We start from the raw sequence: 14806 nt of genomic DNA, 5'->3' as shown, positions 1-14806 counted from the left end.
GGCCGCTCACTCCGGATCGACGAGCTTGACGCCGACGCCGCGCACGGTGTGCAGGTAGCGCGGCGCCTGGGCGGTCTCGCCGAGCTTGCGGCGCAGCCAGGACAGGTGCACGTCCACCGTCTTGTCGGCCCCGCCGTACGGCACCTGCCACACCTGCGTGAGCAGCTCCCGCTTGCTGACCACCTCGCCCGGCCTGGCCGCCAGGTAGTGCAGCAGGTCGAACTCGCGCGGGGTGAGGTCCAGCGGGGTGCCGTCGAGCGTGGCCTCCCGGGAGCGCGGGTCGAGGCGCAGCGCGCCCACCTCGATCGCGGTGTCGGCGCGGCCGTCGCCCGTGCGGCGCAGCACGGCCCGGATGCGCGCGTCGAGCTGCGCCGAGCTGAACGGCTTGACCACGTAGTCGTCGGCGCCCGCGTCCAGCGCGCCGACCATGGCCGCGTCGCCGTCGCGGGCGGTCGCCACGATCACGGGCACGCCGCTGACCGCGCGCAGCATGCGCAGCATCTCGGTGCCGTCCAGGTCGGGCAGCCCGAGGTCGAGCACGATCAGGTCGGGCCGGTCTTCGACGGCCCGGCGCAGGCCGTCCATGGCGGTGGGGGCCGAGGAGACGGCGTGGCCGCGCTCGCGCAGGCCGCGCGTGAGCGCGGTGCGGATCGTCACGTCGTCCTCGACGAGCAGGACATTCGGCATTTGCCGTCCACGGTAGCCGCAACCGGCCCGGGGCTCGAAGCCCGTTATCGGCCCCTTAACCCTCGCTTAGCGTTGGGTGGGGGAGGGTGAAGAGGTGCGAAGGAGACTGGCGCTCGCCGCGGCGGGCTGGGCGGTGACGGCGGCGCTCGCCACGGGCGCCGGCGTCGGCGTGATCAACCTGCTCGGCGAGTCGCTGAGCGGTCCCGCGGGCCGCCCGCTGTCGGCCGAGGACGTACGCCGCGAGCTGGCCGCCGCGCCCCCGGCGTCCCCCACGGCCGCGCCCACCGTCACGACCACCCCCACGACCACCCCCACGCCCTCGGCCACCGCCACGCCCACGATCGCGCCCACGCCGCCGGCGGTCAGCGAGGTGATCGAGAGCGCGGGCGGCACCGTGATCGCGCGCTGCGCCGGCGGGCTGGCCGAGCTGCGCTCGTGGAACCCGGCCCAGGGGTACCAGGTGGACGACGTGGAGCGCGGCCCCGCCGCCCGCGCCCGCATCGAGTTCGAGGCCGACGACGGCGACGACGACTCCGGCCGCGAGCTGGAGGTCAAGATGGAGATCCGGTGCGGCGCCGACGGCCACCCGGTGGCGCACACGCGCGCCGCCTGACCCGATCCAGACGCGGCGAATGGCTTGCGGTAAAACGGGTACCGCCTGTGATCTGGGGCCGGGATAGTGGTCCGCGAGGGAGGTCCATACGTGATGGAGCCGGCACCTCGGGGGATCGACGCGAGCGTGCCCAGCGGCGCGCGGATCTACGACTTCCTGCTCGGCGGCAAGGACCACTTCGCGGCCGACCGTCAGGCGGCCCGCCGCCTGCTCGGCCTGGTGCCCGAGGCCGCGCTGCTGGCCCGGCACAACCGCGATTTCCTGCGCCGCGCGGTACGCTACTGCGCCGCCCGGGGCGTCGGGCAGTTCGTGGACATCGGCCCCGGCATGCCCGCCAGGGACAACACCCACGAGGTCGCGCGGGAGATCCTCCCCGGCGCCCGGGTGGCGTACGTGGACCACGACCCGATCGTGGTCTCGCACGGCAGGGCGCTGCTGGCGCGCGCCGGCGGCGTGGTCGCCGTCGAGGCCGACGTGCGCAAGCCCGGCGAGGTGCTGGGCAACCGGGAACTGCGCGAGCTGATCGACTTCGGCGAGCCGGTCGCGGTGCTGTTCGTGTCGGTGCTGCACTTCGTGCCCGAGGCGGCCGAGGTCGTGGCGGCCTTCCGCGACGCGCTCGCCCCCGGCGGGCTGGTCGTGCTCAGCCACGGCGTACGCGGCCCGCGTACGACCCCCGCCGACGCCGCCGCGGTCAAGGCCCTGTTCGCCGGCACCGCCCACCCGGTCGTGGAGCGGAGCCCGCATGCCGTGGGCGCGCTGCTCGACGGCCTGGACCCGGTCGAACCCGGCCTGGTCCCGGTCTGGGAGTGGCACCCCGACGACGACCCCGCCGCCGACATCCCCGGCGGGAGCGCGGCGATGCTCGGCGCGGTGGCCCGCAAGCCCTAGCCGGCCACCGGCGCGCGCCTGTGGTGGTGATTCCAGTACCGTGAGCGCCCAGGTAAAGGGACCACCAAGCAGGGGAAGCGATGAACGCGCGTAAGACGGGTGCCACCGCCTCGGCCGCCTCGGCGGGCAGGGGCAAGGGGTGGCTGGTGAAGGGGCTGATCGGCGCCGTGGTGGCCGCGGTGCTGTTCGGGTTCGTGCTCAGCGGCTGCTCGCGGGTGAGCACCCAGCCCGACGAGGTGCTGCTGCACTACGCGGGCGGCACATTCGAGGCGATCAAGTTCGAGCGGTGCATCAACCCGTCGAGCGGGGCCACGCTGCTCGGGCCCGGCGACACCTCCTACTCCTACCCGTACGGCCAGCGCACCTTCGACTTCTCCGGCTCCGATGACGCCGAGTCGCAGGTGATCTCGGTGGTGTCGAAGGACAACGTCGAGATGAGGGTCGCCGGGTCGGCGACGTTCACGCTGAACACCGACTGCAAGACGCTGCGCCAGTTCCACGAGAAGATCGGCCTGAAGTACGGCGCGTACCTGGACGAGGACGACGACGGCTGGAACCGGATGCTCAACTTCTACTTCAAGCAGCCGCTCGACCGCGCGATGGACGCCGCCTCGCAGGAGTTCGAGTGGAAGAAGCTGTTCAACGACCCCACGATCAAGCAGCAGTGGGAGGCCAGGGTGGGCCAGCTCGCCCGGCAGTTCATCAAGGAGACCTCCGGCGGCGACTACTTCTGCAACCCCAACTACGCGGGCTCGGGCGACTGCGGCGACGTGGTGCTGACCATCCAGAAGCCCGAGCCGCCGGAGTCGCTGATCAACGCGCTGGCGGCCGAGCAGGCGGCCAAGGCCGAGAACGCGGCGCAGGCGCAGCGCAACGCCAAGGTGCGCACCGAGCTTGAGTCGATCAAGGATCTGGTGAGCGTGCTGGGGCCGCAGGGCGCCATCCTGTGGAAGGCGATCCAGGACGGCAAGGTCGAGGTGATCCCGGTGCCGCAGAACGGCAGTATCGAGATCAGCCCGCGGGGGAACACCGGCCGTCAGTGATCCGGCTCACCGCTTGGCCGCCCCGCGTACCTCCAGGGTGGCCAGCAGGTCGGCGGTGGCCGCGGTGACCGCGGCCACCGCGCGCTCGAACGCCTCGGCGTTGTGCGGCGCGGGCGCGCGGAACCCGGAGATCTTGCGCACGTACTGCAGCGCCGCGGCGCGCATGTCCTCCTCGCTCACGCTCTCGGTGAACGGCGGGCGCAGGGTCTTGATGCTTCGGCACATGCCCCCCATTGTGCGCCCGTGTCCCGGCTGGTCACGACCCTCCGCCGGTGTATCGTGAGATCACGCTCACGGAGCGTACACGGGGGATCACGGATTCGTGATCGGAGTGGTCGACGGAGACTGCGATGAGCGAAGTGACCGCATACCAGGACGGGGCGCCCTGCTGGGCCGAGTTGAGCACCGACGACGTCGCGGCGGCGGTGCGGTTCTACTCGGGGCTGCTCGGCTGGAGCTGCGAGGACCAGGGCGAGGAGTTCGGGCACTACACCATGTGCTCGGTCGGCGGCAGGCCGGTCGCGGCGATCTCGCCGCAGCCGCCCGAGGAGGAGCCCGGCCCGGCGACGTGGGGGCTGTACCTGTCCGCCTCGGACGTCGAGGCCACCGTCGCCAAGGTCGAGCCCAACGGCGGCAAGATCCTCGCACCGCCGGGCGACGTGCCCGGCTTCGGCAGGTTCGCCATCGTGTGCGACCCGCAGGGGGCGGTGTTCGGCCTGTGGCAGGAGGGCCCCTTCGCCGGCGCCGGCCGGTACGCCGAGCCGGGCGCGATGGCCTGGCACGAGCTCAACACCACCGACGCGTACGGCGCCGACGCCTTCTACCGCGCCCTGTTCGGCTACGAGCAGGAGCAGATCGGCGACGGCGCCGGCTTCGACTACACGGTCTGGTCGCTCGGCGGCCGGCAGGTGGCCGGGCGGATGCTGATGAGCGAGGAGTGGCAGGAGCAGGGCGACATCCCGCCGCACTGGATGACCTACTTCGCGGTGGCCGACTGCGACCTGGCCGCCGAGCGCGCCCGCGAGCTGGGCGGCGAGGTGCACCACGAGCCGTTCGACAGCCCGTACGGGCGCCTGGCGGTGCTGAGCGACCCGTCCGACGCGATCTTCACGATCATCCGCCCGGCCGGCTGAACCTCGGGGCCAGCTCCAGCGCGAAGTCATCGGCGATCTTGCGCAGGCCGCGGGCCAGCTCCTCCCGGTCGAGCGCGTCGATGCGCTCGGCCGGGCCCGAGACCGACATCGCGGCCACGACCCGCTCCCCGTCGTGCACCGGCACGGCCAGGCAGTGCACGCCCAGCTCCTCCTCGCCCAGGTCCAGCGCGTAGCCCTGGGCGCGCACCGCCGACAGCGCCTCCAGCATGGCCTCGTGGTCCACGATCGTGTTCGCCGTGCGCCGCGGCATGCCGGTGCGCTCGATCAGCGCGACCACCTCGCGGTCGGGCCGGTCGGCCAGCAGGATCTTGCCCACGGCCGTGCTGTGCGGCAGCACCCGCCGCCCGACCTCGGCGAACATGCGCAGCCTGCGCGGCGACTGCACCTGCGCCACGTAGACGATGAAGTCGCCTTCGAGCACCGCGAGGTTCGCCGTCTCGCCCGACAGCTCCACCATCTTGGCCAGGTACGGCTGCGCCCACACGGCCACCATCCGCTCGGCGACCCCGCCCAGCCGCACCAGCGCGCCCCCGAGCGCGTAGCGGCGGTCGGACTCCTGGCGCACGTAGCCGCGGGCCAGCAGCGTGCGCAGCAGCCGGTGGATCGTCCCGTACGGCAGGCCGGTGCGGGACGCCAGCTCCGAGATCCCGGCCTCGCCGCCCATCTCGGCCAGCGTTTCGAGCACGTCCAGCGCCCGGTCCACGCTCTGTACGCCGCTCAAGCGCCCCTCCCGGCGCCGATCAGCGCGGCGGCGCCGAGGCCGCGCAGCGAGGCGTCGAGGACCTGGACCGTGTGCGCGACCGGGATCTCCTCCTTGCCCAGCCGGCGCAGCGCCGAGGTGATCTGCATCGTGCAGCCCGGGTTGGCCGACACCAGCAGCTCGGCCCCCGTCTCCAGCACCCGCTCGGCCTTCCGGTCGCCCAGGTCGCGCGCCGCCCGCGGCTGGAACAGGTTGTAGGTCCCCGCGGAGCCGCAGCAGATCGCCGACTCGGCGATCTCCCTGACCTCCAGCGCCGGGATGCCGGCGAGCAGCGCCCGCGGCTGGGCGCGCACGCCCTGGGCGTGAGCCAGGTGGCAGGCGTCGTGGTAGGCCACGCTGACCGGCAGGGGGTGCCGCTCGGCGGCCGGGCCCAGCTCGGCCAGGAACTCCGCGACGTCCACGGCCCGGATCGCCGCCGCCCGGGACGCCCAGCCGGGCTCGCCGGCCAGCAGCTCGGCGTACTCCTTCATGGTCGAGCCGCAGCCGGCCGCGTTCACCACCACCGTGTCCACGCCGGCCCGCTCGAAGGCCGCGATCGTCCGCTTGGCCAGCCTGCGCGCCTGCTCGGCCCGCCCGGAGTGCACCGACAGCGCGCCGCAGCACCCCTGGCCGCGCGGGATCACCACGTCGCAGCCCTCCAGCGCCAGCACCCGGGCCGTCGCCGCGTTCACCTGCGGGAAGAACTCGCCCTGCACGCACCCGGTGAGCATCCCGACCACCGCGCGCCGCGCGCCGCGGGCCTCCACCCGGGCGGGCAGGCGCACCCGGCGCTGCGCCGGGGGCACCAGGGTGGCCATGGCCGCCAGCGACGGGTTCACCCGCTCCAGGCTCGGCGCGAGCGCCGCGCGCAGCCGGCCCGACAGCCGCAGCGGCCGGCGCAGCGCGCGCAGCCGCCGCGGATAGGGGAACAGCGCGAACACCAGCTCGCGCAGCGCGCGGTCGTCGGGCTCGCGCTCATGCTCCCGCTCCACCTGCGCCCGGGTCTCCTCGATCAGCCGGTCGTATCGCACCCCGGACGGGCAGGCGGTCACGCAGGCCATGCAGCCCAGGCAGGCGTCGAAGTGGCCGGCCATCTCGGGCGTCATCGGGGTGCCCTCGGCGTGCTGCTTCATCAGGTGGATGCGCCCGCGCGGGGAGTCCATCTCCTCGCCCCACAGCACGTACGTCGGGCACGTCGGCAGGCAGAAGCCGCAGTGCACGCAGTCCTTGATGAGGTCGTTCAGGTCCTCGCTCATCAGATTCCCCCCACGAAGCGTCCGGGTGACATCCTGCGCCCGGGGTCGAAGCGCTCCTTCACCCGTCTGAGCAGCGGCAGCGCGCCGGTCTCGCCCCACATGTCCAGGGCGGCGGGGTCGGGCGCGGCCAGCACCACGGCCCGCGCGCCGTGCTCGCGCACCGCTGCGCGCAGCGCCGTGACGTACGCGGGCAGGGCGGCGCCGGGCGGGGGCGCGAGCAGGAGCACGCCCGAGGCGAGCGCGCCGCGTACGGAGGTCTCGGCGGGGCGGGGGAGCGCGGCCAGCGCGTCGGCGGCGCGCGAGGGCGGCACGCGCAGCTCCACCAGCGCCTCCGCGACGCTCTCGTAGCTCCCGTCGCTCCGGTCGCTCCCGTCGCTGCCGTCGCTCCAGTCGCCTTCGCCGCCCTCGCCGCCGGGGAGGCGGCCCCACCACGGCGGCGGCTCGTCCTCGATCCGGCCCTCGCCGATCAGGTCGAGCACGGTGCGGGCCCGGCCGTCGGCCGCCGCGCCCTCCACCAGCACCGAGAGCGTGGCGGGGCCGCCGGCCGGCCAGTCCAGCTCGATGGCGCTCGGCTCGGCCTGCGAGGCGGCCAGTGCCAGGGAGTGCGCGGCCAGCCGTCCCGGGGCGACCGCGGCCGTGACCCAGCGGCGCGCCGCCGGGATCGGGTGCAGCCGGAAGGTCGCCTCGGCGATCACGCCGAGGGTGCCGTAGGAGCCGGTGAACAGCTTGCCCAGGTCGTAGCCCGCGACGTTCTTGACGACCTTGCCGCCGCTGCGCGCCACGGTGCCGTCGGCGAGCACCACCGTGATGCCGATCAGCAGGTCGCGCGCGGTGCCGTAGCGGAAGCGGCGCGGCCCCGCGGTCGCGGTGGCCAGGGTGCCGCCGACCGTCGCGCCCTCCAGCGGCACGTCCAGCGCCAGCTCCTGCCCGTTGCGGGCCAGCAGCGCCGCCAGCTCCTCCATGGTGGTCCCCGCGGCCACCCGCACCACCATGTCGCCCGCCGCGTGCTCGGCCGGGGCGGTCAGGCAGCAGGTGTCGATCAGCAGGTCGCACCGCTCGGGCGGGAGTCCCCAGTGCAGCTTGGTGCCCCCGCCCACGGGCACCACCGCGAGGTCCTGCTCGGCCGAGGCCCGCATCAGCGCCGCGACCTCCTCGGCCGACTCGGGCAGCGCCACCCACCGGGGCCGCACCCCGGCCACGGCGTCGTCGTCGCCGGCGTCGCGCACCGTGACCCCGGTCTTCTCCAGCGCGTCGGCGGCCGTGCCCATCAGAACTGCTCCGCCTGGCCGGAGGCGACCAGCGGGTGGACGCCCTTGCGCACCCCCGGCACCTCGCCGCACAGGCGCGGGGTGGGGAACACTTTGCCCGGGTTGGACAGGCCGCGCGGGTCGAAGGCGCAGCGGACGAGCTGCATGGTGTCGAGGTCGTCGTCGGAGAACATCCGCGGCATATATCGCGATTTATCCACCCCAACTCCATGTTCGCCGGTGATCGACCCGCCGTTCTCGATGCACAGGTCGAGTATCCGCCCCGAAACGGTCTCGGCGCGCTCGCCCGCCCCGGGCTCGGCGTCGTCGAACAGGACCAGGGGATGCAGGTTGCCGTCGCCCGCGTGGAAGACGTTGGCGACCCTGATCCCGTGCTCCCGCGACAGCGCGTCGATCCCGGCCAGCACCCGCGGCAGCGCGGTGCGCGGCACCACCCCGTCCTGCACGATGTACGCCGGGCTGATCCGGCCGACCGCCGCGAACGCCGACTTGCGTCCGCGCCAGATCGCGGCCCGCTCGGCCGGGTCGTCGGCGGTGCGCACCTCGAAAGCCCCGCTCTCGGAGCAGATCGCGGTGACCCGGCCGAACTGGTGCCGCACCTCCTCCTCGGGCCCGTCGAGCTCCACGATCAGCACCGACCCGGCGCCCTCGGGGTAGCCGCAGCGCACCGCCGCCTCGGCCGCCTCGATCGACAGCGCGTCCATCATCTCGATCGCCGCGGGGACGATGCCGGCCGCGATGATCCGCGACACGGCCACGCCCCCGGTCTCGATGTCGGGGAACGCGGCGAGCAGCGTCGTGACGGCCTGGGGGGCGCGCGTCAGGCGTACGGTGATCCTGGTCGCGATGCCCAGCGTGCCCTCCGAGCCCACGAACGCGCCGAGCAGGTCGTAGCCCGGATCGCGGGCGTCGAGCTCGACGATGTCGCCGTCGGGCGTGACCACCTGCAGCGCCTCGACGTGGTTGACCGTGAAGCCGTACTTCAGGCAGTGGGCCCCGCCGGAGTTCTCGGCCACGTTGCCGCCGATCGAGCACACCTGCTGGCTGGAGGGGTCGGGCGCGTAGTAGTAGCCCCGGTCGCGCACGGCCTCAGTGATCGCCAGGTTGGTCACGCCGGGCTCGACCACGGCCCGCCGGTTAGGCAGGTCGATCTCCAGGATGCGCCGCATCCGGGAGGTCACGATGAGCACGCCGTCGGTGCGCGGCAGCGCCCCGCCCGACAGGCCGGTGCCCGACCCGCGGGCCACGAACGGCACCCCGTACTCGTTGCACAGCCGTACGACCGCGGCGATCTGCTCGGCCGTGTCGGGCAGCACCGCGAGCCCGGGGGTGGCCCGGTGGTAGGTCAGCCCGTCGCACTCGTACGTGCGCAGCCTGACCGGGTCGGTGATGACCGCGTCGCGGTCCAGGACCCCGGCCAGCCGCTCGGTGATCTCCCGGAGGCTCATCGTCTTCCCTCCCGTCTCACCTTGCCATCATGCGCGCATCACGGCATCCGGGCATAGGCGGGCAGGGTCAGGAACTCGGCGAAGTCGTCGTCGAGCGCCACCTCCTTGAACAGCGCCGCCGCCTGGTCGTACAGCTTCTCGTCGTAGCCCGGCTCGGCGGCGATCTGCGCCAGCTCCTCGCCGATGATCCGCTCCACCAGCTCCTTGGTGACCACGGCGCCGGTGTCGGCCAGCTCGATGCCGTTGTGGATCCACTGCCACACCTGCGAGCGGGAGATCTCCGCGGTGGCGGCGTCCTCCATCAGGTTGTGGATGCCGACCGCGCCGCTGCCGCCCATCCAGGCCGCCAGGTAGCGCAGCGCCACGTCCACGTTGTTGCGCAGGCCCGCCTCGGTGATCTCGCCCGGGGTCTGCGAGACCGCGAGCAGGTCGGCGGCGGTGACCTTGACGTCCTCGCGCAGCCGGTCGAGCTGGTTGGGCTTGTCGCCGAGCACCGAGTCGAACACCTCGCGGCAGACCGGCACCAGGTCGGGGTGGGCCACCCAGGAGCCGTCGAAGCCGTCGCCGGACTCGCGGGTCTTGTCGGCGCGCACCTTCTCCAGCGCCACCTTGTTCACCTCGGGGTCACGCCGCGAGGGGATGAAGGCGGCCATGCCGCCGATCGCGTGCGCGCCGCGCTTGTGGCAGGTGCGCACCAGCAGCTCGGTGTACGCGCGCATGAACGGCGCCGTCATCGTCACCGCGTTGCGCTCGGGCAGCAGGAACTCCCGGCCCCGGGTGCGGAACTTCTTGATCACGCTGAACAGGTAGTCCCAGCGGCCCGCGTTCAGCCCGGCCGAGTGCTCGCGCAGCTCGTAGAGGATCTCCTCCATCTCGAAGGCGGCCGGGTAGGTCTCGATCAGCACCGTGGCCCGGATCGTGCCGCGCTCGACGCCCAGCAGATCCTGGGCGCGCACGAACACGTCGTTCCACAGCCGCGCCTCAAGGTGCGACTCGATCTTGGGCAGGTAGAAGTAGGGGCCGCGGCCCTTGGCGATCTGGCGGCGGGCGCAGTGGAAGAAGTACAGCGCGAAGTCGAAGATCGAGCCCGAGACCGGCGCGCCGTCCACCAGCAGGTGCTTCTCGTCCAGGTGCCAGCCGCGGGGGCGCACCACGATCGTGGCCAGCTCCTCGTCGGGGCGCAGCTTGTACTCCTTGCCGCCGGTGGAGAAGTCGATCGTGCGGTCCAGCGCGTCGCGCAGGTTGAGCTGGCCGTTGACGCAGTTCTCCCACAGCGGGGAGTTGGCGTCCTCGAAGTCGGCCAGCCAGACCTTGGCCCCGGAGTTGAGCGCGTTGATCGTCATCTTCCTGTCCACCGGCCCGGTGATCTCCACCCGGCGGTCCACCAGGCCGGGCGCGGGCGGCGCCACGCGCCAGGAGTCGTCCTCGCGGATCGAGGCCGTCTCGGGCAGGAAGTCGTAGGTGGCACCGGCGTTCAGCTCGGCCTGCCTGGCCTGGCGGGCGTCGAGCAGCTCCAGCCGCCGCCCGCCGAACTCGCGCTGGAGCGCCGCCACGAACTCCAGCGCCTCGGGCGTGAGGATCTCGTCGAACCGTTCGAGGACGGGACCGGTGATCTCGACGCTGCCCATGGGCCCACCTTTCCGCGTACTTTTCCATGAAGTGGAAAACTTCTTCTGGATTACGGAAGAGACGCTACTTCACCCTGAAATCCCGGTCAAAGCCGGGGGGCCTTCCCTGAGGGAGTGCCCGGCGGCATCAGGGGACAGATGGGGTTCTTTCCGGATGGGCCACCCCGACACGATCGGCCAACCTTGACGCGTACGCCCGAACCTCGGTACGCGGGGGCGGGGCGAATCCGAGAATCGAGGGTGTGGAGATGAAGAGGTTGCTGCTCGCCGGTGCGCTGCTGGGCTCCGGCGTGGTGGTGCTCACCGGATGCGGCCTGCAGAACATCGGCCGTCCCGAGAACCAGAGCGTGAACAGCTACGACGTCGCCAACGTGACCAAGCTGGAGGTGCGCAGCGGCGCCGGCGACGTCGTCGTCAACGAGACCGGGGGCACCGGTGTGCGCGTCACCGAGACCCTGCACTGGCGCGGCGACGGCAAGCCCGAGACCGCCCACCCCGTCGAGGGTGACCAGCTCACCCTGAGCTACGACTGCCCGGAGAAGATCGGCTTCCACAGCTGCGCCGTGGACTACAAGGTCGAGGTGCCCAAGGGCGTGGCGGTGACCGTCGACACCGGCTCCGGCGAGATCACCCTCCGGCAGCTCACCGGCCCGGTGACCGCCAAGACCGGCTCGGGCGACATCCGGGCGGCCGGGCTGGGCGGCAAGAGCGCCTACGCCGAGACCGGCGCGGGCGACATCGATCTGAAGTTCGTCACCGCCCCCGACGACGTCACCCTGGAGAGCGGGGCCGGCGACGCCGTCGTCCGGCTGCCCGACGGCACGTACGCCGTCACCACCGAGTCGGGCGCGGGCGAGGGGCGTACCGAGGTGACCGACGACGACCAGTCGCCGCGCAAGATCAAGGTCAGCACCGGCGCCGGCGACGCCAGCGTCCTGAAGGCGACCTCCTGATCCCGATCCGATAACCAGGTGAACGCCCGGCGAGTGTCGTGTCACCATCGGGGAAGACACCACGGTGTCCAGGCGTTGACCTCACAGAGATGACATTTATGCAGAACGATTCCCGTACTCGCTTCACCCGTGACACCGCCCGCCAGTGGGACGACCTCGACCCCAAGGAGTTCGAGGTCCCGGAGGTCGGCGAACTGGACCTCGAAGACCGCCAGGCCCTGCGCCGCGTGGCGGGTCTTTCCACCGAGCTCCAGGACATCACCGAGGTCGAGTACCGTCAGCTCCGGCTTGAGCGGGTCGTCCTGGTCGGTGTCTGGACCACCGGCAGCGCCGTGGACGCCGAGAACTCGCTGCTGGAGCTCAAGCTCCTCGCCGAGACCGCGGGCTCCCAGGTGCTCGAAGGGCTCATCCAGCGACGGCAGCGGCCCGACCCGGCCACGTACATCGGGTCCGGCAAGGCCGTCGAGCTGCGCGACATCGTGGCCGCCACCGGCGCCGACACGGTGATCTGCGACGGCGAGCTGACGCCCGGCCAGCTCCGGCAGCTCGAAGACGTGGTCAAGGTCAAGGTGATCGACAGGACCGCCCTGATCCTGGACATCTTCGCCCAGCACGCCAAGAGCCGCGAGGGCAAGGCCCAGGTCGAGCTGGCCCAGCTCCAGTACCTCATGCCGCGCCTGCGCGGCTGGGGTGGCAACCTGTCCCGCCAGGTCGGCGGACGGGCCGCCGGCGGCGTCGGCATCGGCGGCCGCGGCCCCGGTGAGACCAAGATCGAGCTGGACCGGCGCAGGATCCGCGAGCGCATGGGCAAGCTGCGCCGTCAGATCAGCGAGATGTCCACCGCGCGCGAGACCAAGCGCACCAGGCGGCGCACCCGCGAGGTGCCGGCCGTGGCAATCGCCGGCTACACCAACGCGGGCAAGTCCTCGCTGCTCAACCGGCTCACCGGGGCCGGCGTGCTGGTCGAGGACGCCCTGTTCGCCACCCTCGACCCGACCGTGCGCCGCGCGCGCACGCCCGAGGGCCGCCTGTTCACGCTGGCCGACACGGTGGGCTTCGTACGCCACCTGCCGCACCAGCTCATCGAGGCGTTCCGCTCCACGCTGGAGGAGGTCGCCGAGGCCGACCTGATCCTGCACGTCGTGGACGGCTCCCACCCCGACCCCGAGTCGCAGCTCGCCGCCGTGCGCGAGGTCCTCGCCGACGTCGACGCGGGCGGCATCCCCGAGATCGTGGTGATCAACAAGGCCGACGCGGCCGACCCGGTGGCCCTGGCCAACCTGACGTCCCGCGAGCGCCACAGCGTGGTCGTCTCCGCGCGCACGGGCGCCGGCATCGACGAGCTCATGCGGCTCATCGAGCGCGAGCTGCCGCGGCTGGACCACGAGGTGCGGGTGCTGGTCCCGTACGAGCGCGGCGACCTCATCTCGCGGGCCCACCGCGAGGCCGAGGTGCTGTCGATCGAGCACACCGCCGACGGCACGATCCTGCACGCGCGGGTCCTGCCCACCCTCCAGGTGGAGCTCGACCGCCACGCCAAGCCGGTCGAGACCGTCTAGGCCCCATACCAGACCCACGCCGCCGGCGGTACCCACGCGGTGCCGCCGGCGGCGCGCGTCCGGCCCCGTGCGTACGCCTGGTGCAGGGGAAACCACGCAGCTAGTGATGATTGCGACAGTGGTCGGGGAAGGGTGGGGATTGCTACTATTGCCCCAGCCTCGCGACCCCCTTCTGGCGTAGGTTCCACGTGATGCCTGCTGAGAGTCGTGGTGCTGGTCGGGTAAGACGTGCCTGAGGTGCCGAAACGCGATGGTGGGAAGGGTGGGGAGGTCCACGGAGCGGCCTCAGGACCCTCGAATAGAGGCGGCGTTCTTCCCCAATCACCCTGTACACCAAGCCGACCTGTGAAATAACGTAACTGAACTGAAATCGCCAGACGATGATCTCGGCGATACGGTCACCGCTAAGACCCTATTGCGGATGAGAAGCAGGAGACCCCCGATGCCGTCCGGACGCAGAGCGGACCCCATGGGCAGTGCGCCCGCGGTGGTATGGGGCTGCTCCCGCAGGGTGTCCTCCACGCGGGCGGTGATGCGATGACCGTTCGCCTGCTGACCAACATCGGCCGGCTCTGGACCGGCAACGATGTGTGCAGCAACGCGGCGATCCTGGTGCACAACGACCGGATCGCGTGGGTCGGCCGCGCGGCCGACCTCCCGCAGAGCGTGCCGGGCGTCGTGGACGACATCGTCGACGTCGACCACGTGGAGAACCTCGGCGGCGCCCTGGTCACCCCGGGCCTGATCGACGCCCACACCCACCCCGTCTACGCGGGCAACCGCTACGCCGAGCTGGCGATGCGCTCGGGCGGTTCCTCGGCCAGCGCGATCACCGCGGCCGGAGGCGGGATCGGCTCCACCGTCACCGTGACCCGCGGCACCGACCCGTGGACCCTGTGCAACGGCGTCCGCGAGCGCCTGCGCGAGTGGCTGCTCAGCGGCACCACCACCGTCGAGGCCAAGACCGGCTTCCACCTCACCCGCGACGGCGAGCTGGCCGACGTCCGCCTGCTCCGCGAGCTCGAGAAAGAGCCGATGATGCCGCGGGTGCACGTCACCTTCCTGGCCGCGCACGTCGTGCCGCCGGAGTACTTCGGACGCCAGCGCGACTACGTCGAGGCGGTCGGCGCGTGGTGCGCCGACGCGGCGGCGGCCGGGGCCGACAGCGTGGACGTCTACTGCGACGAGGGCCACTTCACCACCGAGGAGGCGCGCTGGGTGCTCGCCTCCGGCCGCAACGTCGGCCTGCTGCCGCGCATCCACGCCGGCGCCCACAGCCGCCGCGGCGCCGTGCAGCTCGCCGCCGAGCTGGGCTGCGCCTCCGCCGACCTGCTGCACCACGTCTCCGACGAGGACATCGCGGTCCTGGCCCGCTACGGCGTACCGGCCGTGCTGTGCCCCGGCACCGCGCTGCAGGACGGCAGCATCCCGCCGGTCCGCCGCATGATCGCCCAGGGCGTTCCGATCGCCCTCCGCAGCGACCACAACCCCGGCCACTGCGGCATCACCTCGATGTCGCTGGTCATCAGCCTCGCCGTCGCCGCGTTCGGCATGAGCGTCGGCGACGCCC

At 72.6% G+C, this 14806-nt stretch carries 14 protein-coding genes; 7 read left to right on the top strand and 7 right to left on the bottom strand.

Annotated features, from left to right (window positions below; translation table 11 throughout):
- Nucleotides 1–6 precede the first annotated feature (6 nt).
- The gene (locus tag HNP84_RS13810; RefSeq protein WP_185050059.1) at nt 7–687 is read right to left on the bottom strand and encodes a response regulator transcription factor; all 681 of its coding nucleotides are present in this window, start codon (nt 685–687) and stop codon (nt 7–9) included.
- Between the two features lie 94 nt (nt 688–781).
- On the opposite strand from HNP84_RS13810, the gene HNP84_RS13805 reads away from it, so the two are divergent.
- From HNP84_RS13805 to HNP84_RS13795, 3 genes are all read left to right on the top strand, one after another.
- Nucleotides 782–1300, top strand: coding sequence for a septum formation initiator (locus tag HNP84_RS13805; RefSeq protein WP_185050058.1), 519 nt, complete (start codon nt 782–784; stop codon nt 1298–1300).
- Nucleotides 1301–1393: 93 nt separating this feature from the next.
- Nucleotides 1394–2188: an SAM-dependent methyltransferase gene (locus HNP84_RS13800; RefSeq protein ID WP_185050057.1), complete on the top strand. Its 795-nt coding sequence runs from the start codon at nt 1394–1396 to the stop codon at nt 2186–2188.
- Nucleotides 2189–2268: 80 nt separating this feature from the next.
- Nucleotides 2269–3231, top strand: a complete 963-nt coding sequence (locus tag HNP84_RS13795; protein WP_185050056.1) for an SPFH domain-containing protein — start codon at nt 2269–2271, stop codon at nt 3229–3231.
- A gap of 6 nt (nt 3232–3237) precedes the next feature.
- On the opposite strand, the gene HNP84_RS13790 is transcribed toward HNP84_RS13795, so the two are convergent.
- Nucleotides 3238–3456: a DUF2277 domain-containing protein gene (locus HNP84_RS13790; protein ID WP_185050055.1), complete on the bottom strand. Its 219-nt coding sequence runs from the start codon at nt 3454–3456 to the stop codon at nt 3238–3240.
- A 125-nt stretch (nt 3457–3581) separates the two neighbouring features.
- Here HNP84_RS13790 and HNP84_RS13785 point away from each other — a divergent pair, with 125 nt between their 5' ends.
- The gene (locus tag HNP84_RS13785; protein WP_185050054.1) at nt 3582–4364 is read left to right on the top strand and encodes a VOC family protein; all 783 of its coding nucleotides are present in this window, start codon (nt 3582–3584) and stop codon (nt 4362–4364) included.
- Here the strand turns inward: HNP84_RS13785 and HNP84_RS13780 are convergent.
- The 5 genes from HNP84_RS13780 to aceB are packed head-to-tail and all read right to left on the bottom strand — an operon-like array spanning nt 4345 to nt 10724.
- Complete coding sequence (locus tag HNP84_RS13780; protein WP_185050053.1) at nt 4345–5106, bottom strand: IclR family transcriptional regulator; 762 nt, start codon at nt 5104–5106, stop codon at nt 4345–4347. The genes HNP84_RS13785 and HNP84_RS13780 overlap by 20 nt on opposite strands.
- Nucleotides 5103–6380 (bottom strand): (Fe-S)-binding protein, encoded by a 1278-nt coding sequence (locus HNP84_RS13775; RefSeq protein WP_185050052.1) that lies wholly within the window; start codon nt 6378–6380, stop codon nt 5103–5105. Before HNP84_RS13775 ends, HNP84_RS13780 begins: the two co-directional genes overlap by 4 nt.
- A complete protein-coding gene (locus HNP84_RS13770; protein ID WP_185050051.1) occupies nt 6380–7648 on the bottom strand; it encodes an FAD-binding oxidoreductase in 1269 nt (422 codons plus the stop codon). Before HNP84_RS13770 ends, HNP84_RS13775 begins: the two co-directional genes overlap by 1 nt.
- Nucleotides 7648–9096, bottom strand: a complete 1449-nt coding sequence (locus tag HNP84_RS13765) for an FAD-linked oxidase C-terminal domain-containing protein (RefSeq protein ID WP_185050050.1) — start codon at nt 9094–9096, stop codon at nt 7648–7650. The genes HNP84_RS13770 and HNP84_RS13765 overlap by 1 nt, the downstream gene beginning before the upstream one ends.
- 38 nt (nt 9097–9134) lie before the next feature.
- Nucleotides 9135–10724 (bottom strand): malate synthase A, encoded by a 1590-nt coding sequence (gene aceB, locus HNP84_RS13760; protein WP_185050049.1) that lies wholly within the window; start codon nt 10722–10724, stop codon nt 9135–9137.
- A gap of 248 nt (nt 10725–10972) precedes the next feature.
- On the opposite strand from aceB, the gene HNP84_RS13755 reads away from it, so the two are divergent.
- The 3 genes from HNP84_RS13755 to HNP84_RS13745 form a co-directional block, all read left to right on the top strand.
- The gene (locus HNP84_RS13755; RefSeq protein WP_185050048.1) at nt 10973–11677 is read left to right on the top strand and encodes a DUF4097 family beta strand repeat-containing protein; all 705 of its coding nucleotides are present in this window, start codon (nt 10973–10975) and stop codon (nt 11675–11677) included.
- A gap of 98 nt (nt 11678–11775) precedes the next feature.
- The gene (gene hflX, locus HNP84_RS13750) at nt 11776–13236 is read left to right on the top strand and encodes a GTPase HflX (protein WP_246518117.1); all 1461 of its coding nucleotides are present in this window, start codon (nt 11776–11778) and stop codon (nt 13234–13236) included.
- 537 nt (nt 13237–13773) lie between these two features.
- A partial coding sequence (locus HNP84_RS13745) for an amidohydrolase family protein (RefSeq protein WP_185050046.1) occupies nt 13774–14806 on the top strand: 1033 nt, incomplete at its 3' end.

This window comes from Thermocatellispora tengchongensis, from assembly GCF_014202315.1.
In the GTDB taxonomy this organism is placed as follows: domain Bacteria; phylum Actinomycetota; class Actinomycetes; order Streptosporangiales; family Streptosporangiaceae; genus Thermocatellispora; species Thermocatellispora tengchongensis.
The sequence above is the reverse complement of the archived record's forward strand: the minus strand, read 5'-3'. Positions and strand labels throughout refer to the sequence as shown.

Bases quoted from the DNA above. Each gene is read 5' to 3' on its own strand.
- HNP84_RS13810 (WP_185050059.1), bottom strand. From the start codon at position 687: ATGCCGAATGTCCTGCTCGTCGAGGACGACGTGACGATCCGCACCGCG.
- HNP84_RS13800 (WP_185050057.1), top strand. From the start codon at position 1,394: ATGGAGCCGGCACCTCGGGGGATCGACGCGAGCGTGCCCAGCGGCGCG.
- HNP84_RS13795 (WP_185050056.1), top strand. From the start codon at position 2,269: ATGAACGCGCGTAAGACGGGTGCCACCGCCTCGGCCGCCTCGGCGGGC.
- HNP84_RS13790 (WP_185050055.1), bottom strand. From the start codon at position 3,456: ATGTGCCGAAGCATCAAGACCCTGCGCCCGCCGTTCACCGAGAGCGTG.
- HNP84_RS13785 (WP_185050054.1), top strand. From the start codon at position 3,582: ATGAGCGAAGTGACCGCATACCAGGACGGGGCGCCCTGCTGGGCCGAG.
- HNP84_RS13775 (WP_185050052.1), bottom strand. From the start codon at position 6,380: ATGAGCGAGGACCTGAACGACCTCATCAAGGACTGCGTGCACTGCGGC.
- HNP84_RS13770 (WP_185050051.1), bottom strand. From the start codon at position 7,648: ATGGGCACGGCCGCCGACGCGCTGGAGAAGACCGGGGTCACGGTGCGC.
- HNP84_RS13765 (WP_185050050.1), bottom strand. From the start codon at position 9,096: ATGAGCCTCCGGGAGATCACCGAGCGGCTGGCCGGGGTCCTGGACCGC.
- aceB (WP_185050049.1), bottom strand. From the start codon at position 10,724: ATGGGCAGCGTCGAGATCACCGGTCCCGTCCTCGAACGGTTCGACGAG.
- HNP84_RS13755 (WP_185050048.1), top strand. From the start codon at position 10,973: ATGAAGAGGTTGCTGCTCGCCGGTGCGCTGCTGGGCTCCGGCGTGGTG.
- hflX (WP_246518117.1), top strand. From the start codon at position 11,776: ATGCAGAACGATTCCCGTACTCGCTTCACCCGTGACACCGCCCGCCAG.